The sequence below is a fragment of the Binatus sp. (SeqCode) genome (genome assembly GCF_049584895.1).
Classification (GTDB): Bacteria; Desulfobacterota; Binatia; order Binatales; family Binataceae; genus Binatus.
Map to the genome: position 1 here is coordinate 1 of NZ_JBAUYR010000049.1, position 25915 is coordinate 25915.

General features: G+C 59.9%; 23 protein-coding genes and 1 rRNA gene. 11 read left to right on the forward strand and 13 right to left on the reverse strand.

Annotation, left to right across the window (positions count from 1 at the left end; all coding sequences use genetic code 11):
* Positions 1-101, reverse strand: a 16S ribosomal RNA gene (locus WB650_RS09790); the annotation flags it as partial.
* 465 nt (positions 102-566) lie between these two features.
* On the opposite strand from WB650_RS09790, the gene WB650_RS09795 reads away from it, so the two are divergent.
* Positions 567-704 carry a hypothetical protein gene (locus WB650_RS09795; protein ID WP_422304142.1) on the forward strand — a complete coding sequence of 46 codons (138 nt, stop codon included), beginning with the start codon at positions 567-569 and terminating at the stop codon, positions 702-704.
* A gap of 11 nt (positions 705-715) precedes the next feature.
* Here the strand turns inward: WB650_RS09795 and WB650_RS09800 are convergent, their stop codons facing one another.
* A complete protein-coding gene (locus WB650_RS09800) occupies positions 716-1450 on the reverse strand; it encodes an anti-sigma factor (RefSeq protein ID WP_422304141.1) in 735 nt (244 codons plus the stop codon).
* A gap of 88 nt (positions 1451-1538) precedes the next feature.
* Here WB650_RS09800 and WB650_RS09805 point away from each other — a divergent pair, with 88 nt between their 5' ends.
* The 3 genes from WB650_RS09805 to WB650_RS09815 are packed head-to-tail and all read left to right on the forward strand — an operon-like array spanning position 1539 to position 6178.
* Positions 1539-2600: a 3-deoxy-7-phosphoheptulonate synthase gene (locus WB650_RS09805; protein WP_422304140.1), complete on the forward strand. Its 1062-nt coding sequence runs from the start codon at positions 1539-1541 to the stop codon at positions 2598-2600.
* A gap of 21 nt (positions 2601-2621) precedes the next feature.
* A complete protein-coding gene (locus tag WB650_RS09810; RefSeq protein ID WP_423960288.1) occupies positions 2622-3974 on the forward strand; it encodes a hypothetical protein in 1353 nt (450 codons plus the stop codon).
* A 38-nt stretch (positions 3975-4012) separates the two neighbouring features.
* Complete coding sequence (locus WB650_RS09815) at positions 4013-6178, forward strand: hypothetical protein (RefSeq protein WP_422304138.1); 2166 nt, start codon at positions 4013-4015, stop codon at positions 6176-6178.
* Between the two features lie 4 nt (positions 6179-6182).
* Here WB650_RS09815 and WB650_RS09820 read toward each other — a convergent pair whose 3' ends face one another.
* From WB650_RS09820 to WB650_RS09830, 3 genes are read right to left on the reverse strand one after another with little or no spacing between them, the layout of a single operon-like run.
* Positions 6183-7586 (reverse strand): nicotinate phosphoribosyltransferase, encoded by a 1404-nt coding sequence (locus tag WB650_RS09820; protein WP_422304137.1) that lies wholly within the window; start codon positions 7584-7586, stop codon positions 6183-6185.
* 13 nt (positions 7587-7599) lie between these two features.
* Positions 7600-10119 carry a Lon protease family protein gene (locus WB650_RS09825; RefSeq protein WP_422304136.1) on the reverse strand — a complete coding sequence of 840 codons (2520 nt, stop codon included), beginning with the start codon at positions 10117-10119 and terminating at the stop codon, positions 7600-7602.
* A gap of 32 nt (positions 10120-10151) precedes the next feature.
* Positions 10152-10526: an Hsp20/alpha crystallin family protein gene (locus WB650_RS09830; protein ID WP_422304135.1), complete on the reverse strand. Its 375-nt coding sequence runs from the start codon at positions 10524-10526 to the stop codon at positions 10152-10154.
* 120 nt (positions 10527-10646) lie between these two features.
* Between WB650_RS09830 and WB650_RS09835 the strand changes: the two genes are divergently transcribed.
* A complete protein-coding gene (locus WB650_RS09835; RefSeq protein ID WP_422302353.1) occupies positions 10647-11135 on the forward strand; it encodes a universal stress protein in 489 nt (162 codons plus the stop codon).
* Between the two features lie 145 nt (positions 11136-11280).
* Here WB650_RS09835 and WB650_RS09840 read toward each other — a convergent pair whose 3' ends face one another.
* The 3 genes from WB650_RS09840 to WB650_RS09850 form a co-directional block, all read right to left on the reverse strand.
* Entirely contained in the window at positions 11281-12033 is a 753-nt protein-coding gene (locus WB650_RS09840) for a hypothetical protein (RefSeq protein WP_422302355.1), read from the reverse strand.
* Positions 12034-12726: 693 nt separating this feature from the next.
* Positions 12727-13545, reverse strand: a complete 819-nt coding sequence (locus WB650_RS09845) for an enoyl-CoA hydratase-related protein (RefSeq protein WP_422302357.1) — start codon at positions 13543-13545, stop codon at positions 12727-12729.
* Between the two features lie 151 nt (positions 13546-13696).
* Positions 13697-15880, reverse strand: a complete 2184-nt coding sequence (locus WB650_RS09850; RefSeq protein ID WP_423960292.1) for a glutamine synthetase III — start codon at positions 15878-15880, stop codon at positions 13697-13699.
* Positions 15881-16154: 274 nt separating this feature from the next.
* On the opposite strand from WB650_RS09850, the gene WB650_RS09855 reads away from it, so the two are divergent.
* Entirely contained in the window at positions 16155-16790 is a 636-nt protein-coding gene (locus WB650_RS09855; RefSeq protein WP_422304679.1) for an HAD-IA family hydrolase, read from the forward strand.
* A gap of 183 nt (positions 16791-16973) precedes the next feature.
* The gene (locus tag WB650_RS09860) at positions 16974-17330 is read left to right on the forward strand and encodes a hypothetical protein (protein ID WP_422304681.1); all 357 of its coding nucleotides are present in this window, start codon (positions 16974-16976) and stop codon (positions 17328-17330) included.
* Positions 17331-17342: 12 nt separating this feature from the next.
* On the opposite strand, the gene WB650_RS09865 is transcribed toward WB650_RS09860, so the two are convergent.
* The 5 genes from WB650_RS09865 to WB650_RS09885 form a co-directional block, all read right to left on the reverse strand.
* Positions 17343-18575 carry a trans-sulfuration enzyme family protein gene (locus WB650_RS09865; protein ID WP_422304683.1) on the reverse strand — a complete coding sequence of 411 codons (1233 nt, stop codon included), beginning with the start codon at positions 18573-18575 and terminating at the stop codon, positions 17343-17345.
* Positions 18575-19408 carry a phytanoyl-CoA dioxygenase family protein gene (locus tag WB650_RS09870; RefSeq protein ID WP_422304685.1) on the reverse strand — a complete coding sequence of 278 codons (834 nt, stop codon included), beginning with the start codon at positions 19406-19408 and terminating at the stop codon, positions 18575-18577. Before WB650_RS09870 ends, WB650_RS09865 begins: the two co-directional genes overlap by 1 nt.
* Before the next feature lie 113 nt (positions 19409-19521).
* Complete coding sequence (locus tag WB650_RS09875; protein ID WP_422304687.1) at positions 19522-20682, reverse strand: serine hydrolase domain-containing protein; 1161 nt, start codon at positions 20680-20682, stop codon at positions 19522-19524.
* Between the two features lie 92 nt (positions 20683-20774).
* Positions 20775-21758 (reverse strand): arsenosugar biosynthesis radical SAM (seleno)protein ArsS, encoded by a 984-nt coding sequence (arsS, locus tag WB650_RS09880; protein WP_422304689.1) that lies wholly within the window; start codon positions 21756-21758, stop codon positions 20775-20777.
* Positions 21759-21880: 122 nt separating this feature from the next.
* On the reverse strand, positions 21881-22186 hold the full coding sequence (locus WB650_RS09885; RefSeq protein WP_422304691.1) for a hypothetical protein: 306 nt from the start codon (positions 22184-22186) through the stop codon (positions 21881-21883).
* 126 nt (positions 22187-22312) lie between these two features.
* On the opposite strand from WB650_RS09885, the gene WB650_RS09890 reads away from it, so the two are divergent.
* The 4 genes from WB650_RS09890 to WB650_RS09905 all read left to right on the forward strand — a co-directional run bounded on the left by WB650_RS09890 (position 22313) and on the right by WB650_RS09905 (position 25782).
* Entirely contained in the window at positions 22313-22717 is a 405-nt protein-coding gene (locus tag WB650_RS09890) for a GFA family protein (RefSeq protein WP_422304693.1), read from the forward strand.
* A gap of 16 nt (positions 22718-22733) precedes the next feature.
* The gene (locus tag WB650_RS09895) at positions 22734-23357 is read left to right on the forward strand and encodes a DUF1054 family protein (protein WP_422304695.1); all 624 of its coding nucleotides are present in this window, start codon (positions 22734-22736) and stop codon (positions 23355-23357) included.
* Entirely contained in the window at positions 23354-24568 is a 1215-nt protein-coding gene (locus WB650_RS09900; RefSeq protein WP_422304697.1) for an MFS transporter, read from the forward strand. The genes WB650_RS09895 and WB650_RS09900 overlap by 4 nt, the downstream gene beginning before the upstream one ends.
* 536 nt (positions 24569-25104) lie before the next feature.
* Positions 25105-25782: a hypothetical protein gene (locus WB650_RS09905; RefSeq protein WP_422304699.1), complete on the forward strand. Its 678-nt coding sequence runs from the start codon at positions 25105-25107 to the stop codon at positions 25780-25782.
* Positions 25783-25915 lie beyond the last annotated feature (133 nt).

Here is a 25915-nt window from a genome sequence, read left to right on the forward strand (position 1 = left end):
GCCGGTTTACTTGCCGTATTGCTACGACTTTCTCCCACGACTTGCATGTCTCAGGCACGCCGCCAGCGTTCGTTCTGAGCCAGGATCAAACTCTCCATTATAGCTCAGTATATCCACCGTTCGAGACGCGGCTAACGCGTCATGGAACGGCAGGACTGACCGCATATTAAATCAAAGAAATCGGTCGGGCATACGAGTCCATTCCTGGACCCCCGCCGCCGATTAAGGCATGCACTACTATTCAGTTTTCAAAGACCAACCCTTTTCAGGGCGAACGGAAACAGTACTCTTCTAATCCGGTCCGTGTCAACGGGTATGTGAGGATTACTGAAGCGAACTTTCCACAGGCCGCGCCGCAAAGCGCCGCCGAACAAGAATCTACGCAGTCTAAACCCCGAAGTAAATACCTCTGCGTGGAGAAAATCGATGCTCCGCCGAAATCTCGACGCCCTGCTTTGATTAAGGCCACCATTCATACTAATATCCTCACCTACTTGACGGCATCATTTAATACTTTTTGTGATGCTTCGCGGGCCCGGAGGACTTGAAAAAAAAGGACGACCTCGATGCGACGAATAATGAGCTTGGCGGCGTTCGGTTTCGGGTTTTACTATTTGTGGTACAACACCGACACGACCACCGAGATGCTCGGCGTCGGCGCGATGGGTTTCGCGCTGCTGCTCGAGTTCATCGGCGCCGACTGATCTGATTTCCGTCAACGGCGCGACTTGTGCGCGCCCTGCCCCGGCGAGAGCTCTCCCCTGAGCGCGACCGGCCCGTCCGGCGCATCGCTGTAAGATTCATTTTCGAGCGTAATCGCGAGCGACATTCCTTTCTCGCGCCCCGGCGGCAAATCCACCGGCACCATTGCAGTTCCGTCATCGCCAACTAAAAAATCCGCAGCCCAAATCGGCACGCCACGTCTCGGCATCCACCAGATCCGGTAAACCTGGAAAGGCCCGGTCGGCTGGAGCCCGCTTGCTTCGAGCATCGCGGAGTCGGCCGACTCGCTCATCGCAAGTTTGCCTTCCGGGAGATCGACGCCAACTGCTGGCGGCACAGATTTCTCTCTGGCCCGGTCCTTCTCGATCGGCGCCGCCAGCTTGAACGTTTTAAGGTCTGAGGCGAAAAGAATTTTCTCGAACACCTCGCCGACGCTCGCACGTTCGCGCGCGGAGCCCAGCTTGCGCTGCTCGCTCGCCGTTTGATGGCGCAGGCTGCGAACGGTCGCGTTCAGAGTGGCTACGCGGCGATCCATATAATGGCTTTGCCGCACAACCCTTCCGGTAAGTTCGGACATTACGATGAGCAACCAGATCGTGATTGCGACGCACATCCCGGCCACTGCCTGCCACAGCCGGACGCGAAAGAGTCGCGGCGGACGCCCATCAGACGGCACTTCTCCGCTCTGATGCTCTTCAGAAACCGGTGCGGTCTCGCCCTGCTCCATCACGGTATTGCGCTTATCCGTCGGTATTATGCCGAATGGGTGGCGTCTTTGTTAGCAGCATTCTTTCTTATAGAAATAAGCATTACCTATGCGCCGAATTCAGGACGTACATGTCCTCGCCACGGAACCTTTGATCGCACCGAATCTACTCAAGAACGAGATGCCGGTGGACGAAGGCATCGCTCGCACCGTGGTCGAGGCGCGCGAGACGATTCGCGAGATTCTCGCCGGTCGCGACCGCCGAATGCTCTGCATTGTCGGCCCCTGTTCCATTCACGATCCCGATGCGGCGCTTGATTATGCGCGGCGGTTGGCGAAGCTGAAGGACGCCACTTCCGATCGGCTCTACATAATGATGCGCGTGTACTTCGAGAAACCACGCACGACCGTCGGGTGGAAGGGGCTCATCAATGACCCGCACATGGACGACAGTTGCGACATGCGCGAAGGATTGCGCATCGCGCGGCGGTTGTTGATCGAAATAAATCGGATGGGTCTCGCTGCGGGAACTGAGCTGCTCGATCCGATCACGCCGCAATACATCGCGGACCTGGTTGCATGGGCCGCGATCGGCGCGCGCACGACCGAGTCGCAGACCCATCGCGAGATGGCGAGCGGACTGTCGATGCCGGTTGGATTCAAGAACACCACCGAAGGAAACCTGCAGGCAGCGATCAATGCGATTCAATCGGCGCGCCGTCCGCATTCTTTTCTCGGCATCACGCAGGAAGGAATGTCCGCCGTGATTCGCACCTCGGGAAATCCCGACACGCACGTCGTACTCCGCGGCGGACGCAAGCCGAACTACGACGCCGGCAGTATCGAGGAGTGTCGCAAGATACTCGCGAGCGCCGCGCTCGAGCCGCGCATGATGGTGGATTGCTCGCACGCGCAGACCAGCAAGGACTACACCAAGCAGCCCGAAGTATTGCGGACGCTGGTTGACCAGGTGTGTGCCGGCAGCAACGCAATCATGGGCGCGATGCTCGAGAGCAATATCGAAGCGGGCAGTCAGCCGGTCAGCTCGAATCGCGCCAAGCTCAAGTACGGCGTGTCGATCACCGACCCGTGCATCGACTGGCCCACCACCGAGCGATGCCTCCACGCCGCCGCCGCCGCACTCGGGTCGACCCCCGCAACGCCAGCCTGAGCAAGCCCAGGGATTCGAGAATTGACCGGTCGACGCATCGTGCAACGGATCGGGATGTGGCTGTTCGCCGTCACCAGCGTGGTATTCATGCTGTCGCCGGTCTGGGTGTTGGGCGATTCCAACTACTCGATGCTGCTAAGCGAGAATATCATTCGCAAGCACTCGACCTATCTGAACGCCTACGAATTTCCGGAGCCGATCCAGGAAGCTCGGCGCTGCGTATCTCCATCGGCGCGGCTCCGGTCAGCGTTTCTGACGTACCAACTCGATCGCGTCGGTGGGAACGTTGTTTATTGTTATCCGAATGGAACCTCGATCCTCTCGATACCTTTCGTCGCGCTGATGAATGTACTGGGCGTGCACTGCTACAGCCCGGATGGGCGCTGCCTTCCGCTGGGCGAGGGAATCATACAACGCATTCTCGCGGCGCTGCTGATGGCCGGATTCGCAGTCGTCGTATTCAACACCGCGACCCAAATGCTGGATGTCGGACTGAGTCTTATAGTTGCAGTCGGCGCCGCGTTCGGCACGCAGGTATGGAGTACGGCCTCGCGAGTGATGGAATCGCACACCTGGCTTATTTTCCTTGGTGGTCTCGCAGCCTGGTACATGTTGGGCCGCGAGACCGGCCGCTCCAAGCGCGCTCATCCAATGGTTCTCGCGACCTTGGTCTCGTGGATGTACCTGGTCAGACCAACCGGCGCGATCCCGGTCGTGTGCGTCACTATCTACGTCTTCGCATTCTGGCGCCGCGACTTTATCGCCTACTCGCTGACGGGCTTGGCGTGGTTTGCCGGATTCGTCGGTTATTCGTGGCTCACCTTTGGGAAGTTGATCCCGGACTACTACCTGGACTCGCGCACTGATTTTGGAAATCTGAAGAACCTGCCCGCCATCCTCTTTAGTCCTTCGCGCGGCCTGTTCGTTTTCGTCCCGGCATTTGCTTTCGTGCTGTACTTGCTAGTCCGGTATCGACAGACGCTCAAGTACCGGAGTCTCGCCGTGCTGGCTCTCTCGATGGTGATTCTGCAAATCGTGATGGTCTCACTGTGGCCAACCTGGTGGGGCGGTTATTCATACGGCCCGCGGCTGATGGCCGACGCGCTACCGTGGATGGCTCTGCTCGGGATCCTTGGCTTGGCAGCGCGCGCCGTGGACACCAGCAGAATAAGACTAGCCAAAGCTGAGATCGCTGTGGCGATCGTTCTGCTCGCGCTGAGCATCGTCATCAACGGCCGTGGAGCGTGGTCGCATGCAACCAGTAACTGGAATGCAGCCTTCGATATCGACAGTCATCCGGAGCGTTTGAAGGACTGGTCAAACCCGCAGTTCATGGCAGGGCTCATTCCGGCACCTGACCGGAATCGTCCTTGATCGGGGACGCTCAGAAAGGATTGGCCAACGACCGAGCGATGCACCCTCGACGCCTCCATGACGGCCGTTACCAGTGGCCCGCGGCGTTCCTGCTCTTCCTCGCATTTTCGATTCTTCTGTTCGGTAGCAGTCTCGCAGGCCACCTGACCACGGCATACATCGGGCACGACGAAGATCCGCGAATATACATGTGGTTCCTACGATGGTGGCGGTACGCACTCGATCAGCACATCAACCCCTTTTTCACTGACCTGTTGTGGGCGCCACACGGATTCAATCTGGCGTGGTCGGCGTTCGTACCGCTTCCGGCGTGGATTGCGATTCCGATCGGGCGCGCGCTCGGCGAGGCCGCCGCTTACAACGTTCTCTGTATCATCGCGCTCCCGCTTGCCGCACTTTCCGCATTCCTGCTGTGCCGCCGCGTCACCGGCGCGTTCTGGCCCTCAATCCTCGGCGGTTACATCTTCGGTTTCTCGCCGTACATGCTGGCGCAGATGCTGGGCGGCCATTTGAATTTGATATTCGCGTTCGCGATTCCGCTGCTTGTGTTGGCGGTGTTTCGACGACTGGACGGCGAGGTCCCGGCGTGGCGTTTCACGCTCGAGATTGCCGTGCTTTTGATAGTGCAATTTTTATGCGGGATCGAACTCTTCGCGACCATGACACTCTTCGGCGGATTCGCAATCTTGATCGCGCTCGTCTTCTTCGACGGCGACTCGCGCGCGCGACTGGTTCGATTGATCGGCCCGCTGGCCGCGGCCTACGCAATCGCGATGCTGGTTGTCTCGCCGTACCTCTACTATCTCTTCATGCGCGGTTCTGCTGGCGCTCCGGCCTGGCCGCCGGCCAGGTTCACGGGAGACCTGCTCAACTTCATCATTCCGACCGAAGTAAATCTCTTCGGCACTTTTGGACTCGCGCGCGCGATCACCGGAAAGTTCAGCGGCGACCTCTACGAGAAGAGCGTCTACGTCGGGATCCCATTGCTCTTGCTGATCGAGTCGTATCGCCGGATGAAATGGCGCACGCGGGCGGGCAGGTTTCTGATCGTGATGCTCGCGATTACGGTCGTTGCTTCATTCGGGCCCGCGCTGCGCGTGGCGGGGCGCGCGGTACTTCCGATGCCGTGGGCGATATTCACGATACTGCCAGTGTTATCCGGCGCATTGGCGGCAAGGTTCGCTATCTATACATCGCTCGTGATTTCGGTAATCGCGGCGACATGGTTCAGCGACGCGCCGGCGCGAACGTCGACAAAAATAATCGCTGCCGCTTCGGTCGCCTTGTTCCTTGTGCCAAATCTCGTTCCGTCGTTCTGGAAAAGCAGGCTCGACATACCCGCATTCTTCACCGATCGCGCTTACGCAAATGAACTTGCACCGCGCGAGATCGTTTTGCCGCTGCCATTTCCGGACAGCGGCAAAAGTATGTATTGGCAGGCGGATAGCGACATGTACTTCAGGATGGCGGGCGGATGGACCGTGACCTCACCGTTCGAGTTCACAAGAATGCCGGCGGTCAGATATTTCTACGGCGCGATCGATCTGCCCGAGGCTGCCGATCAGTTGAAAGCATACATCGCGCGGTTCGGTGTGCAGGCGGTTATCGCGGATCCGGAAGAAACAAATTTTCCGATATGGCAGCAGACTCTCGCGCCGCTTGGAATCACGGCACAAAACGAAAAGGGTGTGTGGATTTACAAAATCCCGGGCGATTCGTTTGCCGCCTATGCCAAACTTCCGGCTGCGCAGGTTGAGGCGCGCGCCAATGCGTTGCGATTCGATGCTATCGTCGAGGCTGCGGGAAAATATCTCGCCGATGGACACGATCTGTCCAAGCTCTCTCCGCTTGAACTCAAGCGGCTCGATCTCCTTCCGCGCGACTGGCTCGTCAATGCTGCGCCCGACGCCTATAGGGACTGGCAAATTGCGCCGGCAAGTGGCGGCCAGGTCGGCATCATCGTCGTCGGCTCGTATGAAGGAGTGCGGCCGCTGATCGAGCGCTACCGCGCGATCGCGTCCGAGATTGACTATCCTGCGCCGACGCGATGGACGCCCGATGCGCATCCGCGCCTCGACGTCGTCAAGCCGTTGCTGGTGACTTTCGATTCAGCCCATCTCACTGCCGCCGCGCAAAAACTTCGCGATTCGCCGCCACCTGAACGAACGACGCCGTTCGTGGCCGGTGTGACCGCAGGCTTGTAAGGATTTAATCCTGACGTTTCTGCGCGCGCAGCTTTTCGCTGATTGTCAGCGCACCGAGCGCCGCGGTCGGCCGCACCGGAAACTCTGCCGGTCGCCGCAACGCCTTGTAGCGGGCGTCGAGAGTCGTGAGTCCGTTCATCACTCGCTCGCGCGCTTCGGTCAGGGTCGGCCGCGGCATGATGCGTCGGCCATTTTCGAAAACGCTCTCCATCAACAGAACCGTTTTCGACGGTACCGGCTTGAATTCACGTGCGACTGTCGTCGCGCCCTCGTCCACAATTCCGATCATGTCGGCAAAGAACGATCCGCTCGGAGCGTAGCCGCGAAATAATTGCTTGCGGCCCGGCGTCGAACTCTTCCCGGTCGAGGTTTTGAGCCGCGCGCGATCCTTGTACTCGACGAGCTTGTAGACGAAATCGGCCGACGGAGCGTCGTCGCTGACGGCGAGCGCGGTGCCGACTCCGAAGGCGTCGATCGGCGCGCCCGCGTCCACCAGTTCGGCGATTCGGTATTCGTCGAGGTTGCCGCTCGCGACGATCGCAATATCGCCGAGGCCCGCCTGATCGAGAATCCGGCGCGCCTTGCGGCTCAAATCATCGAGGTCACCGCTGTCCAGCCGCACCGCCTGAATTTTCACCCCGGCCTCGCGAACCTTCGCAGCGACTGCGGCCGCGTCATCGACGCCGCGGATCGTGTCGTACGTATCCACCAGCAGCGTGCTGAGCGTCGGGAAGCTCGCGGCGAAATCGGCGAATGCGTCGCGCTCGCTCTCGTGCGCCATCACGAAGCTGTGACTCATCGTGCCGAAAACCGGAATGCCGTACCGCTTGCCGGCGAGCACGTTGGCGGTACCGTGAAAGCCCGCCATGTAGCTCGAGCGCGCCGCGATGAGAGACGCGTCGGCGCCCTGTGCGCGTCGCGGACCGAAGTCCACCAACCGCCGGCCGCCCGCAACCGCGAAGCATCGCGCCGCCTTGGTCGCGACGACCGAAGCGAAGCCGACCTGATTGAGCGTCAGCGTCTCGATGAGCTGGGCTTCGATCAGCGGCGCACGGATCTCGACGATCGGTTCGCCGGGAAAATAGATCGTGCCTTCGGGGAGCGCGCGGACCGATCCGGTGAAGCGAAGATTGGAAAGAAATTCCAGAAACGCAGGCTTGAAGATCTGTAGCGACTCGAGATGCTCGATTGCGCTCGCGTCGAAACGATATTCCTCGAGCGCCTCGATCAGCCGTTCGATTCCCGCGGCGATCATGAAGCCGCGTCCCGGCGGCATCCGGCGCATCGCAACTTCGAACGACGCCGTGTCGTTGAAGCCGTGCTCGAAGAACGCCGCGCCGACCGTCAGCTCGTAGAGATCGGTGAACAGCGCCACCTCCGCGGGGTCGAGTCGGAGATCTATCGGCATCCCGGCGGTCCTTCTAGCTCGGAGGCTCGGGCGGCGCCGGCGGTTTGGGTGCGGGAGTATTTGGCGCGGGCTCCTGCACGACGCGAGTTTCGCCGAGCGGACGATCGCGCAGGATGTTAGCCATGTTCTTGAGCCGCTGATCGACCAGATAGTTGATAGTGCCGGGCTGATCGATCGTTCCGGCGCGCACGCCGGTCAGCGTCTCGATGCCGCGATCGATGCTATCGATCGGGTAGATGTGGAATTCTCCGCGCGCGATTGCGGCGGAGGTCTCCGGATCGAGCATCAGGTTAGAGACGTTCGTGCGCGGCACCATCACGCCCTGGCTCCCCGTCAAGCCAATCGCCTTGCACACTCGGTAGAAGCCTTCGACCTTCTGATTGACGCCGCCAATCGCCTGCACCGTTCCGTATTGATCGACCGAACCCGTCACCGCGAGATCCTGCCGAATCGGAACGCCCGACAGCGCCGACATCAGCGCATACAGCTCGGTCGAGCTGGCGCTGTCGCCGTCGATTCCCGAGTACGATTGCTCGAAGCAGATGCTCGCCGACATTGCGATCGGATGATGCTGTCCGAATCGCGCGCGGATAAATCCGCTCAGTATCATGATGCCCTTGTCGTGCGTCGATCCCGACAACCGCGCCTCGCGCTCGATATTGATAACGCCCGCCTGCCCGAGCGCGACGGTCGCGGTCACGCGCGACGGCCGCCCGAAGCTGTAGCCGCCAACGTCCAGCACGGCGAGACCGTTGATCTGTCCGACGCTCGTGCCGCGAATATTTACGATGAGCGTGCCTTCGGCGATCAGCCTGCGGATTTCCTCTTCGATAAAATTGAGCCGCAGCATCCGCTCGGTGAGCGCCCGATCGACATGCGCCGCGGTCACGCGCTGGGCGCCTTCACTGCGCGCGAAGTACGCCGACTCGCGCGCGAGATCGTCGATCGGCTCGAGCATCGCCAGCACTCGCGATCTGTCGCCCGCCATCCGCATGCCGAATTCGACGATCTTCGCCAGCGCTCCCGCGTCGAACGGCGGCAGATTCTCGTTGCGCGCCAGCGATCCCACCCGCGCGGCGTAATGGGCCGCAGCCGCGCCGTCAGCCGCCACCGACGGCCGCATCTCGGCTTTGACTTTGAACAGCCCTGAAAAATCCTGATCGTAAAAATAGAGCATGTTGTAAAGGTACGCGCCGCCCAGCGTTACGAGCTTGTTGTGAATCTCGATCGGCTCGGGCTTCAGCCCGCTCATCGAAAAAAACGGCAGCGGCTCGAAGGTCTCGAGCGTCATGCGTCCCGACTTGAGCGTGCGCTTGAGCGTTTGCCAGACGCCGGGCTCGACCACTGCGTCCTCGAGATCGAATACCAGGAATCCGCCATGCGATTTCAGAAACGATCCGCCGATGATGCGCGTGAAGTTAGTGCCCGATCTCCCCAGCGGATCGATCCACCTCTCGATCGTGCCGAACAGATTGCGATAGGTCGGCGCGTCTTCGAGCACCACTGGCGCGCCGTGCGTAGCCGAGTTGTCGACCATCACGTTGATCTGGTAGTCAAACCATCGCGCTTCCTCGGTCGCGGGAGGTCTCGGACCCTGCCCCTGCTCGGGCGGCTGCTCGCGAAAGCGATCGAGATTTCCCAGCATGTGTTCCGCAACTTGATCGAGGTATTTGTCGACCGCGGGATTATTAAAGTGATGCTTTAAGTCCTCGATCGACGGTGTTATCAGCCGCGCCGCGAACGCCCGCTCGATCGCGCGGATGTCGTCGATCAGCTCGCGCATCATTTCCTGCTGGCGCATCGTCAACGTCGCCAGCTCGTCCTGCAGCTCTCCCTGCGCCTTCGTCAGTTGCTCGCGCTCGGCGTCGGTCTTCGCCGCCATCGCCTTGTTGAGCGCGTCGGGCGACTCGGGCATTTTGCCGTCGATCAGCGGGATGAAAATCACCTGACCGGTCGGCGCGCTCTGAATCGCGAAGCCGCGTTCGCGCGCGCGCGTCTCGAGATTGCCGAACAGCTCCTGCGCGCGCTTGTTGTACTTGTCGCGCAGCGCCGCACGTTCCTGATCGAAGTCCTCGCGCCGAAAGGCCTTCGGCAGTTGCTCGAGCACGAAGCTGACCAGCTCCGTCATTCGCGCGCGCAACTCAACACCCTGGCCCGGCTTCAGGTAGATGGCGACTGGAGATTCAGGATTGCGAAAATTATTTACGTAGACCCAGTCGCCCGGCGTCGGCATCGTCGCGGCTTTTTCTCTGAGTAAGCGCAGGACCGATTCGCGCTCATGACGCGAGCGCAAGCCGCTTACATAAACGTTGTAGCCGGGCGCGTCGATTCCGATGGCGAGTCGTATCGCATCAAGCGCGCGACTCTGCCCGAACAATTCACCGTTGCCGTCGCTCGCCGCGGCGCGCTCCAACGAGGCCGCATCGAGCGGTGCGCGCCCCCTGAGCTCCGAAGCGCTAAGCTCCGGCGGCGGCGGCACATGAATCAGCGCGGCGCTGGCGTCGTTAGCGATGAGGTCGCTCTTGTCGGTCATATTTGCCTGCGTTGTTTCGCGGCGCGCGATCGCTAATCCTTGAGCGCGATTCGCCGGCCTTTCTTTTTCGGCACGGTGATGACGAGTGTTCCTTCGGACCATTTCGCGGTCGAGGCTTCGCCGTCGATCGAGTCGGAGAAAGCAAATGAACTCTCGAGGGTGCCGCCGAGTTTATCCGGCATCCGAAGCGCGAGCCGCTGACCCGAAACTTCGGCCTGTATCTTCGCGGGATCGACGCCGACCGCGGCGACTCGCACTTCGTAACGATCGGGATGATCGATAACCTGCGCGCGTTCGAACTCAACCGCGGGCGTTCCGCACTTCCATCGATCGATCAGCAGTTCATCGAAGAACTCGTCGAAGGCCCGCTCGAAATCCGCAATCCCAAATCCGCGACTGGTAGGCATAGTGTCTCAGTTTCCCACGATTTTGCGTAAATTGTAATGCAGCGCCACCGCGTGGGTCGAGTCCGCGCGCCGATCAAACGTCCCTTGCCACGATTGCGGTCCCGGCGTTATGGTTTCGATGTGCCAACCTTTTCAAAAATTGTCGCCGCCACCGATTTCTCTGAAGATTCAACCCTCGCGCTGAGCTACGCCCAGGAGCTTGCTCTCAAGTTCTCGGCCGATATCGTGCTGCTGCACGTCGATCAGCCGCTCGCCCCGGTCATGATGACGCCGGAGCTGGGACCTGCGATGGACGTGGGTGCAATGGGCCGGATTGCCGAAGAGCAACGGATGCTTGCGCAAAAGGAGCTCGACAAGCTCGCAGGCAACCTGCGCAACGCCGGATTGAAGGTCAAGGTCCAGCTCAAGGTCGGCTCGCCGTTCCTGGAAATTCTGCACGCGTCACAGACCGAGAACGCCGACCTGATCGTGCTCGGCACTCACGGACGCACAGGTTTAGCGCACGTCCTGATGGGCAGCGTCGCCGAGCGCGTCGTGCAAAAAGCGCCATGCCCGGTGCTCACGATTCGTCACCCCGATCGCAAGTTCAAGCATCCGCTCGACAAGTAGCTCCCCTGTTCGTCATGTCCCCTTTTGACGGCCGGAAGGAAGCCCGACTTTTTCGATACGCAAAAGCGGCCAGGCTCTTAATACATAGAAGCTTGCGACGATCTCAACGAGCTGAAAACGCCGGCGAGCCTGTCAATTGGGATTGTCATTCCGGTTTTCGGCCGATTCGCAATCCCAAGTAGCGAGGGTCGGCGTGCGGCACAACACGTTCGGATGTGAGGCCGTACCTGATCCCCGCTTGGTCAAACGCCCACGCAAGAGCACGAGCATCATCGGGAAATTCACCACCTTTGTGGTGAATAGTCAGACCAAACTGGTCGAGCGCAGGAGAATCGAAATTATCTGTGGAAACGCTATAGCCAGCGCTCATACCCGCTTCCCGAAACATTCTCGTCAGTTGCTTAGCATAGCTATCAGCCTCAGAATCGGTTGACACACAATACGTTTCCCATATCACCGGCGTCTTTCCGTCCAAAGAATCTCGAAACTTCTGTCGCTGGTCCGCACTGATCCGCCGCGGTGCCTGCTGGTCAAGCTTTCCGATTTGCACCTGCAACGCCTCAATTTTCTTGTTCGCGGCGTCGATAACCGCCGAAGCCGGGCCACCCGTCGTCTGAGTATTGGCTTGAAGCGTTCGAAAGGTTTCCCCGCCCAAGAGCGCCAACATGTCGGCTTTTGTCGATAACTGCGTCTGTCCGACCAGTAACTTCTCGTTCAAATCGGCGATAGTCATGTTTAATGCCTTCGTGGATCGGTGATCGGCGATCCATGCAATGACTGCGATTACCAAGCCGCCTAACGCCCACAGAGCGATCTCGACCAAGCTCGGCGGGCTCGTCATGGTGGCCATCCTCAGCGCAAGCGCAGCGTCAAACAGAATCCACAGAAAATAGAGCATGCCGATTCTCTTCGAGTGAAATTTCCCTTCGGGGTATCGTAATGCGCTTGGGGGCAGTGTTTTTAGGGACTTTGCACTCTAACGGCCGTCTGCTCGCCACAACTCACAAAAACCCTCATGGCAGAGTGCCGCGGATTAAGATAGGAATCGGCTCACGCTTTGCAGTTGAGCGGAGGAGGGTCCAAAAATCTACGTCGATGACCCGCCAGAAGTCTCTCCTCATAGTCGCGTGCCGCCTTCTTGTCCGGTTTAACGATCCAGTCGACCCAGAGAGTATGAAGTGGAAAGCGGTCTTCGTATTGATAGTCATGAAACCTCAAGCCGGCCGCATGGTACGTCTTCCCGTCGAGAACAGCATTTTGGAACGCTTCAATTCTCCATGAAAGATTGGTGTGTATTGTGTCGCCAGCCTCACCAATGTCCAAGATACCTTCTGGATCGTCGCAGCTAAGTCGCCGGAGAAGTACTGGTCGCCCCTCGGCGTTTAAGACACGAATCCGATAGACGCCCGCCTTTCTTGGAAGCGCTGATAACAACTGTTTGGTCCTGTTGACGTCAAACAATCTAACCGGCTGTGACCAAATAGCCGCTGCCATCAATCCGCCTGACATGGTCACCTCCTTGCTCTCGAGGTTGTGGTTGAGAGCGGTTATTTGGGCAACCCCAGACTCAGGGCTTCGTTCTTTTCCAGCGTCACTTGCCGGTGAACCTCGGCGCGCGCTTTTCGACGAACGCCTCCACGCCCTCTTTGAAATCTTCCGAATGCGTCATCATCTCCATCGACGCGTCGTCGTCGCGCACTCCGGTGGCAAGGTCGGTGAACAGATGCTGGTAGATCATCTTCTTCGCCTGCGCGACTCCTAGCGGCGAGCACTTGGTCGCGATCCCTGACGCGATCTCGCGCACGGTCGCCATCAACTTGTCCTGCGGCACGACGCGGTTCACCAGCCCCATCTCGAGCGCTTCGTTCGCATCGACCAGCCTGCCCGTAATCGCCAGCTCAGTCGCCCGCGCCAGGCCGATGATTCGCGGCAGCATCCAACTGCTGCCATGCTCGATCGCAAGTCCGCGCTGCGTGAAGATCAATCCCATCCGCGCGTTCTCCGACGCGATCCGAATATCCTGGTAGAGACAGGTGGTAAATCCCAGCCCGACGCATGCGCCGTTGATCGCGCCAATCACCGGCGTGTTGAGCGCAAGCGGCCACGAGTACGAAGTGCGGTAGTCGGCACGCTGCGCGGCCAGCCATTCATCGGGGGCGTCCGCCGTACGCGCGCCCGCGTGTCCAGCCGCGATATTGGACAGCGCGCCCATGTCCGCGCCCGCGCAGTACGCACGTCCCGCGCCGGTCACGATTATCGCGCCGATCGACGGGTCGCGTTCGGCATCGAGCATCGCCGTGCGCATCTCCGCGCCCATCTTGGGCGTCCACGCATTCATCTTCTCCGGCCGGTTCATCGTGACAGTGGCGACGCGATCCTTCTTCTCGTAAATGATTTCGGCGAAATCCATTTTGTCCCTCCGATTTTCTAGTGACTCGCCCGCTACTCTAACGCGAGAGAAGGCTGTCCGAATAGGTTTGACCAGGCACGCAGAAAATCGGCGCGACGATCTGAGACCGCCGCGCCGAAATCGTATGAGCTGCCTGTCGTAAGGACTTGCACTACATGATGAACAGCATCTCCTGGTACGTCGCCAGCGGCCACAAGTCATCAGCGACCATGCCCTCGAGCATGTCCGCGCTCTTGCGCACCGCCGCCATCGCAGGAAGCACCGCGTTGCACAGATGCTTGGCGTGGTCGAGTTTGCTGTGACCGCCGCCCTCAGCCATCATCCCTTCGAGCTTCACGATTCCGTCCTGTAGGTCCTTCACCAGCACGGTAACTCTGTCGAGCGTGTCGGTGTCGAACACGTAGCCGACGGCCTTCAGATGCGCGCAGGTCTGTGCCAGCTCGCCCTGGTAGCGAATCGCCGCCGGAAAGATAATCGTCCTCGCCATCTCGATCACGGTCCGCGCTTCGAGTCCGACCACGAGGCAATACTGCTCGAGGTCCACATCCATGCGGCCGTGCGTCTCGCGCTCCGTCAGCACGCCGTACTTGGCGAATAGCTCCGTCGCCTCCTTGGTTCCAAGCAGGGGGAGTGCTTCCACGCACGATCGCAGGTTAGGCAGCCCGCGGCTTTCCGCTTCCTTGTGCCACGCCTCGGAGTAGCCGTTGCCGTTGAATACGACGGCGCCGTTCTCGGCCATGATCTCTTCGAGCACCTTCTGCACGGCGCCGTTGAGCTTCGACGAATCGGCGCCCACCGCCGCTTCGAGCTTGCTTGCGATGTAGTCGAGCGATTCCGCCACGATCGTATTCATCGCGATCATCGGTCCCGCGATCGACTGGCTGGATCCCACCGCGCGGAACTCGAAGCGGTTGCCCGTGAACGCGAAAGGACTCGTGCGATTGCGGTCGCCGGCGTCTTTAGGAATGACGGGCAGCGAATCGACCCCGACCTTCAGCGTTTCCCCGCCCTTGGAGTTCTTGGGTCCGCCCTTGGTCACCTGCTCGAAAATGTCGTTGAGCTGCTCGCCCAGGAAGACCGAAATGATCGCAGGCGGCGCTTCGTTGGCGCCAAGACGATGATCATTCGACGCAGACGCGACGACCGCTCGCAACAGCCCACCCCATCGATGGACCGAGCGGATCACTGCCGCGCAAAAAATCAGGAACTGCGCATTGGCGTGCGGGTTGTCGCCCGGATCGAGCAGGTTGCCCTGGGTCGCGTTGCCGATCGAGAAGTTCACGTGCTTGCCCGACCCGTTGACGCCCGCGAACGGCTTTTCGTGCAACAGGCAAGTCATCCCGTACTTCTCGGCCACCCGCTTCAGCGTGACCATCGTCAATTGTTGATGGTCGGCCGCGATGTTCCCGTTCTCGAACATCGGCGCCAGTTCGAATTGCCCCGGCGCGACCTCGTTGTGCCGCGTCTTGGCTGGTATCCCGAGCTTGAACAGCTCGCGCTCGCTCTCGAGCATGAAGGCGAGCACACGCTCGGGAATTGCGCCCAGGTAATGATCTTCGAACTCCTGGCCCTTGGGCGGCGGCGATCCGAACAACGTCCGCCCGGTCGCGAGCAGATCCGGCCGCGAAAAATAGAAATGCCGGTCGATCAGAAAATATTCCTGCTCGCAGCCGGCGTAGGAGACTACATGAGCTGGATTCTCGTGTCCGAAGAGTTTCAGAATCCGCTGCGCCTGCTTGTTCAACGCCTGCATCGATCGCAGCAGCGGCGTCTTCTTGTCGAGCGCCTCGCCGGTCCACGAGACGAACGCGGTCGGAATGCACAGCGTAGTGCCGTTCGGGTTCTCGAGGATGTAGGCGGGACTGGTGACGTCCCACATCGTGTAGCCGCGCGCCTCGAAGGTGTTGCGGATGCCGCCGTTGGGGAAGCTCGACGCGTCGGGCTCACCCTGGGTGAGAGTCTTGCCCGAAAATTCCGCCAGCGCGCCGCCGTCGGCGTCGGGCGACAGGAAGCTGTCGTGCTTTTCGGCAGTGAATCCGGTCAGCGGATAGAACACGTGCGAATAGTGCGTGGCGCCTTTGGATATCGCCCAGTCCTTCATCGCCGCCGCCACAGTATCCGCGATCGCCGGGTCGAGGTGCGATCCCGTCTCGATCGTCTTCACCAGCGACTTGAAGACGGGCTTGGGTAGCCGTTCCTTCATCACCGTCTTGTTGAAGACGTTCGAGCCGAATAATTCGCTGGCCGAAACGTTGGCAAATGACATGGGCGCCGCGGTGGGACGGTAAGTCGTAACGGCCTCGATAGCCTGCAAGCGAGCCGAGCTTCCGCTCAATATCGTATCCTCCAAAATTTTGAGTTGCCGATCCCGCAGGCGACGATCCTGACGAGCGCAATCTGTCAAATAGTGCAAGGATCGCGCCCCATGCGGAACGAACTAAGAATCAAGCAACAAATAGAGATTTCAATTTGCACGCGGCGTGCGATGCCTCTATTTCCAACATGATGCGCGGCAAACAAGCGGTAGTCGCTTGCGACAACCAGTTCGTTACGAATGATGATGCGCGGGGATATAGAATCGTGCAAAACGCAGGCGCGCGGAGAATGACGTGATCGAAGCAGTCATATGGGATTTTGGCGGCGTGTTTACGACTTCACCGTTCGAGGCTTTCGCCCGCTATGAGCGCGAACGCGGAATACCGGTGGGGGTGATCCGCAAGATCAACTCCACCAACCACGAGAACAATGCGTGGGCGATGTTCGAGCGCTCGGCTATCGACTTCGCCGGCTTCGACGCGGCGTTCGCGGCCGAAGCCATGATGCTCGGCTACCAGATCCCCGGCCGCGACGTAGTCGCGCTGCTGGCGGGCGACTTCCGGCCCGAGATGATCGAGGCGCTGCGACGCATCAAGACCAGGTTCAAAACCGGGTGTATCACCAACAACATGCCGGCGGACGCGGCCGCTGCCGTCGCCACCAGCCGCTCGATTTATTCGCGCGAGATCATGGAACTGTTCGACGAGCTGATCGAGTCTTCAAAGATTGGCATCCGCAAACCCGACCCGCGCATCTACCTGATGATGTGCGAGAAGCTCGGCGTGAAGCCGGAGGCTTGCGTTTACCTCGACGACCTCGGCGGAAATCTCAAGCCGGCGCGCGCGCTCGGCATGACGACGATCAAAGTCGAGAGCGGCCCGCAAGCGATTTCCGAACTGGAAGCCGCCACCGGATTAAAATTGATCTGATCGGATCGAAACCCGCCCTGTGTAACTCTCACAATCTTGCGTGAAATTTTTTCACGCTTCCCCGCTTCGGGGCAAAGGTGACGGTAAATAGCGACATTCTGGCTACAAATTCGTTTGGCAGCGCTTTTGCTCAGACTGACTGCTGAAGCTTGACGATGACGCGCTGAGAAGCGGAGGACAATCATGGAAGCCACCTCATACGCATCCCACGACGACCTGCCGAATATATTTAGCGGCGTGGGTATCCTGCCGGTTCAGTTTGGCGAGTCTCGACGGAGGAAGCTGCCGTCGGAAGGCGAACGCAAGCTGCTGTTCGCAGTGCTCGAGGACGCCATCCGGACCTACCTGCGACATCGCGACGCCGGCCCATCGGCGCGCAATAACGAAGAGTTCCTCGAAGCGGTCGAGTGGCTCAGTGTCGATGACGATTCCAGTCCGTTCACGTTCCTCAACGTGTGCGAGGCTCTGGAAATCGACCCCGATTGCTTGCGCCTGGGAATTTCAAACCATACCGGCCGGCTCGAAGAGATCCGCACCTGATGAACTGACTGCTTAACCCAGGGCGCGGGTAAACTCCTCGAGGAGATCGCGCCAGTGCTCGGTGCCGACGGAGATGCGGACCAGCGCCTCATTGATTCCCGCGGCGGACATCTCCTCGGATGACAGTTCGCTGTGAGTAGTGGTCATCGGATGGCAGACGAGAGTTTCGACGCCGCCGAGGCTGACCGCGTTCTTTGCGATTTTCAGACGGCGCAGAAACTCAAATGCGCCGGTCTTCCCCCCTTCAACTTCCAACGACAGCAGCGAGCCGGGATAGTCGGTCTGCGCATCGCGAATCTTTATCTGCGCGTCGTCGGTGAATAGCGATGGATAGATCACGCGCTTGACGCGCGCGTGCTTGGCCAACTGCTCGGCGATTCGCTGCGCGTTCTTGCTCTGACGGTTCATCCGCAACGCAACCGTCGACAGCCGCGAGTCGAGCATCCAGCATTCGTCGGCTTGCAAGATATTGCCGAGCAGAGCGCGCATCCCCGTCAGCGTCTGAATCAATTCGGGATCAGTCGCGACCACCGCGCCGGCCAGCAGGTCGCTGAATCCGCCGAGAAACTTAGTCGCCGAGTAAATCGCCAGGTCGGCACCGTGAATCAGCGGATGCTGAAACGTAGGACCGAGCAGAGTGTTGTCGATCGCGAGCAGCGCACGCTTCGGCCGTTTGCGGATTGCGGCGGCCGCTTGCGCGATGTCGGTCATCATGAGCGTGGGATTCGCGGGAGTCTCGATCAGAACGAGACTCAGATTGCTCGCATTCTCGATGGCCTCGGTCAGCGCCTTCGTATTCCCAGCAGGCACCCCGCGCGCGTCGAAACCGAGCGGCTCGATTACCTGGTGGATCAGGTGCTGGCTGCCTCCATACAGCGGCTGGGTGTAGATGAGCGAGCCGCCGCGCTCAAGAAACGTAAGCATCACGGTGAAGATCGCGGCCATTCCGGAATTGAAGATCGCGGCGGAGTTGGCGCCGCGCTCAAGCGGCACGAGTTGCTCCTCGAGGATTTCGGCGTTGGGATGATTCAGCCGCGCATAAATTAGGTCGGGACGATCATCGCCGAGCGGCTTGATTTTCCCGAGCACGATCCCAAATGCGCGCTCAGCCGCCTCCGGACTCGGAAAGACGAAAGTCGAACTGCGATAAACCGGCGGTCGCGCCGACCCGACCGACAACTCCGGGTCGAAGCCGCGCGTCAGCACCGCGGTCTCCGGCCGCACTCGATATGAAATCTTTGGCATCAGCGCTTCTCGCCGAGACCCGCTCTCACTGATACGTCCGCATAGCCGATTCCAAGATGCATCTTGTAGCCGACGAGGTCGCGCACTTTTTTGTCGAGTGTCCGCGCAATCTCGCCGGGAACGTCGATATACTGATTCTCCTCTTGCCGCAGCCATCCAAGCGAGTACGACAGAAAGACGCCGTAGCGCCACTCGTCGGTTCGATTCGCGCCGGCGCCGTGCAGAGTGCCGCCCATCCAGAGCAGCACGGACCCGGCCGGCATCGCGGCGGCAACGACTTCGTCAGGCCGTGCGACGCGATCCGCCGGCCACAGATGGCTGCCGGGGACTATCTTCGTTCCGCCGTTGGCCTCGGTGAAATCGGTTATCGCCCACATGCTGGCGAGAATCATTCGCGGCCGAGGCACCTTGAAAAACTGGTAGGGATCCTCCTCGCGATGTAGTACCTGTTCGCGCGCGCCGGGACCGATCTTGAGCGCCGCCGTCGCATGCACCTGGTAATGCACGCAGTTGGGTTTCAGAATCGCGTCGCACGCCGACAGCATCAACGGATGCGTCACGAAAGTGCGGAAAGTCTCCGAGCGGGCGACCAGCGCGGTGATTCGCTTGGTCTTGCCTGGATAGAAATTCGCGGTACCGCCGTCAGCCTCATAAACCTTGTTGATGCTGGCGTCGGGATCCACCACTTCGAGATGCGGCGCGAGTTCGCGCAGCACGGCATCGCGAGTGGTGCGATCGATTACGTCGGAGACGACGACGGCGCCGTCACGCTCGATACATCCGATGACCTTGGCAGAAGAGTCCTTGGCACTGACAACGGGGATTGAAGGCATCGACAAGTCCTCCGACGTTGAGCGCGCTCGAGGATCCATCGACGCGCGCACGTCCCATCTATTTTCTTATCAACTCGATGCGACTGACGACACTAGCTGCTGGCAGCGCTCGACTACATCGAGGCGTAAACCGCGTCGATCAGCGCGGTCGCGCGCGGATCGATCAGCAAGCTGTTCTGCATTTTGTTCATCGTGTAGCCGAATCCGATCTTCGCTTCGGGATCGGCGTATCCGAGCGAGCCGCCCGCGCCCGGATGTCCGAATGATTTCGGATTCGGCCCGAACGACGCGCCCGGCTGCGACATCATGAAGCCGAGCGAGAAGCGTGTGTTGATTACCAGCAAGGCGTCGGGGCCGTTAGACTGCTCGATCGAGCATTTTGCGATCTCGTCCTTCGACATCACGTGAACACCGTCCAGGTCGCCGCCGCGCGACAGCGCGCCGTATAATCGCGCCAGAGAACGAGCGGTGCCGTGTCCGTTGGCCGCGGGAATTTCTGCCCCGCGCCATTCGCGCGAATTGACCAGCCCCGGCTTAGTCAGCACCGGTGGATTCATGAACGCCTTGGCGCCGGCCGACTCCGGGTTCTTCATCATCTCGGCGAACATGTTTGGCTCGCCCGGTCCTGGCGGCGCCGCAGGTATCAGGCCCGCAACGCGAGCATCATGCTTCGCGTCGAGGCCGATATGAAAATCCAGCTCGAGCGGCCCCGCGATTTCGTCCCGCAGGTAGGTCCCCGGACTCTTGCCCGTGATGCGCCGAATCACCTCGCCGACCAGGTAGCCGAACGTGACCGCGTGATAGCCATGCGCGGTGCCGGGTTCCCACCACGGCTCCTGCTCAGCCAGCGCAGTCGTCATGGTGTTCCAGTTGAAGAGCGCGTTCTCGTCCAAAATTTTGCGGACGGCGGGAAGACCTGCGCGGTGGCTTAGTAGAAACCGCACCGGCAGCTTGTCCTTGCCCGCTTGCGCGAACTCGGGCCAATACTTCGCGACGGGCGCGTCGATATCGAGCAGGCCTTTGCCGGCCAGCCGATGCGCGCAAATCGCGGTGACGCCTTTGGTGGTCGAGTAAACGTTGACCAGCGTGTCGCGCGTCCACGGCTTGGTCTTCGCTTTGTCGGCGTGTCCTGCCCAGATGTCGACGACGCTCTTGCCGTCGAGCATGACTGCGGCGGCAGCACCGACCTCGCCGCGCTTTTCGAAATTCTCGGAGAACGCGTCCTTGACGCGATTGAATTTGGGATCGCAGGTACCTTCGATTTTCACTGCCATGAACAGTCTCCTGAGAGTTCGCGCGCCGATCACGACGCAGCGTTCGTTCCTCATATCATTAATATGAAAGCAGACCCAAAAGGCGGGCCGTCTTAAGCGATCGCGCCGCCGCAGCTCGAGCCCGCGCCCGCGGTGCATCCGAAACAATGCGATCCGGTCGCGATGCGCGCGCCGGCAAGTGCGCCGACGTCATCGAGGTCCCAGATTGTCGATACGGCATTGGCACCGATCGGAATTTCCAGCATCTGGTTGAAGTCGCAGTCGTAAAGACGCCCGTCCCATCCGACGCTCACGAGATCGCGGCACATCAGCGCGTCCACGGTCGCGGAGTTGAAGTGATTCACCAGCAGACTCATGTACGCCGCATGATTGCCGGCGATGCTCAGCTGGTTAGCGAAGCGGGCGATCGGCATATTCGTGATTGTCAGCAGGCGATCGAAAACGACTCCGAAATTGCCCGCGAGCTCGTCGCGATATTGCGCCTCAAGCTCGGCCTGCGGCGGCGGCAGTGACGCGCCAATTGGGTTGTACACGAGATCGAGCCGCAATGCGCCGCGCCCGAAGCCGGCGGCATTCAGATTCCTCAACGCCACGATGCTCTTGTCGAATACGCCCGCGCCACGCTGACGATCAGTGTTCTCGGCGGTGTAGCATGGCAGCGAGCAAACCAGCTCGACGCCCGCCCGCCGATAAAATTCCACCAGCCATTCCATGCCGGGTTCCAGAGTGACGGTCAGGTTGCATCGAACGATCACCTTGCGGCCGAGCGCGCGCGCCCGCTCCACCAGCATCGCAAAGTTCGAGTTCAGCTCGGGCGCTCCGCCGGTGATGTCGAGCGTCTCGACGCGAGCACTCGCCGCGAGCACATCGATCACCCGCTCCGCCGTCTCACGCGTCATCCGTTCGGTACGTCGCGGGCCCGCATCGACGTGACAATGGTGGCACGCCTGGTTGCACCACTTGCCGACGTTTACCTGGATGGTCGCGGGCGATTTGCGGCCGAGCGCGCGAAGTCCATGACTCGCGAGCGTCGCGCTGAAGTCCTGATTAGAGACTGACGGGGATACCGCGGCCATCAGGCGATACTAACACGCGCTGCGTCCGATGGTCACGGCAGGATCGCTTCAACGAAAAGAAAAAGCAGGAGACCGGACAGCCGGCCTCCTGCGCTATTGGGGGGAATCAACTGGGCACAGATTCACTCGTGATGCTTGTTGTACGCCTCCGCGCGATGCATGAACCGGTAAGGATGCGACTTGAAGTCGTGTTTAATATTCGGATGAGCCCTTAGATATTCGTGAAGGCCCGGATGAGCGTCCAGGAACGCCTGGTTGTCGATCAGCGTCGGATCCTTTTGAAGTTTCCGCGTGATGTCGGGATGTGAGTCGAAATAACTGGTATCGGCACTTGCGGCTGCAGGACCCATCGGCATTTGTGCCATCACCGGACCGGCCATCGCAAAAGTCAGCGCCACCGCAGAAAAAATCATCGTTGCTCGTTTCATATTTGTGGGCTCCTCCGCCCGCTAAGTAATACGACATTCGTAGCGTCTGGTTTCAGGATACGCAGCCAATAAGCAGCAGAGTTAAGCCGGTTTCCTTGCGGCGAGTGCTGGGTTAAAAGAGCCCTGATGAAGAAGACGCCAAACCAACGAACCTACCGCGGCGGATGCCATTGCGGACGCGTCCGCTTCGAAGTCAGGGGCATGCTCGAGCGCGTATCGGAATGCAACTGCTCGATTTGCACCAAGAAGGGCTACGTCCATTGGATCGTCGAGCGCGCCGCGTTCCGGCTGCTCACGCCGTCGGACAATATCGCTGCGTACACATTCAATACGAAAGTCGCGAAGCATCTCTTCTGCCCGAATTGCGGCGTCGCCTCGTTTTATATCCCGCGCTCCGATCCCGAGAGCATCGACGTCAACGTGCGATGTCTCGAAGGCGTCAACCTGGACAAGCTGGAGCACGACCAGTTCGACGGGCGCAATTGGGAGAAGGCCTTTCAGGAGCGCGAGCGCGGCCGAGTCGCGAAGTGAAGTTGGATTCAGATTGATGGCGACGCTGGGTTTTCTAAGCCGCGACTTCGACGTGTTCGCGATTGACGATTTCAGCACGCGCCTGGCGAAGATCGACGAGCTGGTGACGCCGCGCCTGATGCAGCTCGCGCCGGATTTCAACCGGGAATTGTCGCGCAACCTCAATGTGGATCTCCATCCGCATTACGCTCGCCACATGCGGCGCGGGGCGAGTCCTCCGGCTGAAACTTGGGCAGCATTCGGGCCGTCGCCGACCGGATACAAGCGCAACGGATATCTCGCCTTGTGCGTATCGGGTGTGGGCATCCATGCGCGCGCCGTGGTGAAATCAACCGCCGACCATCGACCCGAGATGGCGCGAGCGATCAAATCAAAGTCGGCCGATCTGGAGAGATCGTTTCGTGGCACCAGAATCCAACAGTACCAAAACTGGGAAGGCCGCGAGTTGCCGAAATCGATCGCAGCCAACGCCGGCTTCTTCGAGGGACTCGGCGATGCGCTCGCGAAAACATCCGGCAGCATCGACGTCGGCTTCGGATGGCCTGTGCGCGACGCGCTGACCGTGGATCGCGCCGAAGTGCTCGACGCGCTTCGCGAGCTTGGACCGCTCTATCGCGTGATCCTCTCGGTCGCATCGTGACTGCGCGCGTCGGGACATTGGACGATGCGCGGTTGTTGAGCCGCGAGGGAACCATCACGCGGCTCGCGTACTCCTGCATGCTGATGGTTGGCATCAACAGCGGCTGGATTGGACCCTTTCTGCCGGAGATCTCGCACGCCGCCCATCTGCCGATCGAGCGCGTCGGATTGATCGTCAGCGCTTCGGCGGCCGGTTCTCTCATATCGGTAGTGGTCGCCGGCGAGATCAATCAACAATTGAGCGCGCAGAAGATCCTGGTCGGCGCGATGGCGTTCTTCACGGCAGGATTGGCCGGGCTCGCTGCGTCTCCCGGACTTGCGGGACTGCTGTGCGCGGGATTCCTGCTCGGCCTCGCCAATGGCGGCATCGACATCGGCGCCAATGCGCTGATCGTCGAGCTCAATCGGGAGCGGCTTGCCTCTGCGCTCAACTACCTGCACGTCCTGTTCGGAGTCGGCGCTTTGCTCGGACCGCTGATCGTGAGCGCTGCGTTCGCGACCCGCGTGCCGTACTGGTGGGTGTTTGGTGGAGGCGCGCTGGCATGTGCCGCGATCGCATTTCGCCTGGGCACGACGCCGGCGCTCGAAGTTCGAATGGCTCCAACGTCCGGCGACGGATTTATCGCGATGCTTGCGCGTCCGCACATTTGGGTCATCAGCGGAGTGATGTTCCTTTACGTCGGCGCCGAAATCGGAATCGGCGCGTGGCTTTTTCTGTACTTGCGGATGGCGGGCGCGCTCGGCCCGATACTCGCGTCGTCCGGCGTCTCGCTATATTGGCTGGGACTGGTGTGCGGGCGCGCGTTCGGCGGACGACTGGGGCATCGCATCGCGTTGCCGCAATTCACGATGCTCGCTTCCGCGCTGTCTGCCGCCGCGCTTGTGCTTTTGATCGCAGCGCCGGCGGCGGGCGGCTTTGCAGCATCTGCTGTGTTCCTGATCGGCGTCGGATACGGTCCAGTCTTTCCCAACATGATCGCAGTTGGTGCATCGCGATTCCCGGCCGAGGTCGGCAGGATGACGTCGATCGTAGTAGCAGGCGGCGCGCTCGGCGCAATCGTCGCACCGTGGATAATGGGCCAGGCGATCGCGCACGTGAGCCCCCGCGCCAGCATGGAGATAGCGCTGGCATTCACAATCGCAATGGCAGCGTTGTCGCTCTCACTCCGTGCGTTCGATGCCTCCCGCAGAAACAACTCTCAATCTAACTGAACGCCGTTCATTCGGGCGACGGTTTAATGGGGTGGTACTAGAACGTAGGCGGCTTCGGCCAATCGAATGAATGTTTCCTCGACATTGCCTCGGCCCGCTCGGACCCACGTTGCAGGGTCTCCTGAAAAGTATTCTTTGAAGTATTTCAATACGACTTCAAGTCGTATTTGGACGCGCTCATTGTTCCGGCCGTCGTGGAAAGAGTCCTTCCCCTCACAATAAACCCTATGAGTGTTTATAGGATGCTTTTCTCCTTTTTCTCGAAAGTGGTGAAGTCGCGAGAATGCCTCGTCTGTGAAACCTAATGTTTGTAATTCGTCGAGATACGCAATCGTTTGTCTCGGGTTCCTCATCGTGAGCTCCAGTTTAAAGCCAGTTTAAAGATAGATAGGCCCATTTGCCGAGCGCTCGGCGGCAACGAACTAGTCGCGCAGGATTACGCTCCAGCTTAACTGCTGGCCGTCCGCTCCGCTGCCGCGAGACAAGGCGATTATAGCGAATTTGATACCAACTCCGCTTTTGGCATACTCGCGAGGATGCCCACCTTTGCCGACGCCACCGAATTGGGCGACCGTTTCGTCGAATATATAGTAGCGGTTCTAAAGCAATACTATCTGATTACGACGGGCGCGATTCTCACGCTTGTCCTGCCTTGGCTGGAAAACCGGTTCTTCACAAACGCGGCGGCTCAGACTGATCTCAAGCTCTTGTTTGACAGATGGTCGCTGCCAGTGGGAATGGCGTTGTTATTTGTCGCTACTTTCCGCGCTTGGAACGAGCAACGAGAGGTAGTTGGCACTCGTCATGCGGAGCCGTGCTTCAAGGGCTTTATGTATCCGTTTAATTTTGTCGATGTTTCCTACGAAAAAGACTTCTATGGAATTGAAATCCGTATCCAGGTTGATATCCGGAACCTAGGCTCTCCAAGCGTCGTGACAGGCTGGAGACTGTACCTCGACTTGCCGGACGGTCCGTCTAAACAGTTCGGGGGAATATTGAGCCTTCCTGCTTTCAGAGACTTGCAGCATACGATTTCGACGGCAGAACTGGTTAGGGAAGCGCCGATTATTCCCAGCGGCGGCCAGCACACGTTCAACTTGCGTTTTCACGCGTCTGAAACCGACAGAGACCTGATCATTGGACGCGGCAAGACGTGGCGTCTGGTCTACTCGGATCTCGTTGGAAACGAATATAAAAATTCCTATCGTACCTAAGGGCGGAGGCGGTGTGATTCGAAATCTTGCTGCGGCAATCGCGATCGCGACAAGTCTAATTTTGGCCGCCGTTTTGAGTGGAGGGCTCTATGAAACCCGCGCCTCCGGAGACGGGATTTTTCTTTGGCGAACC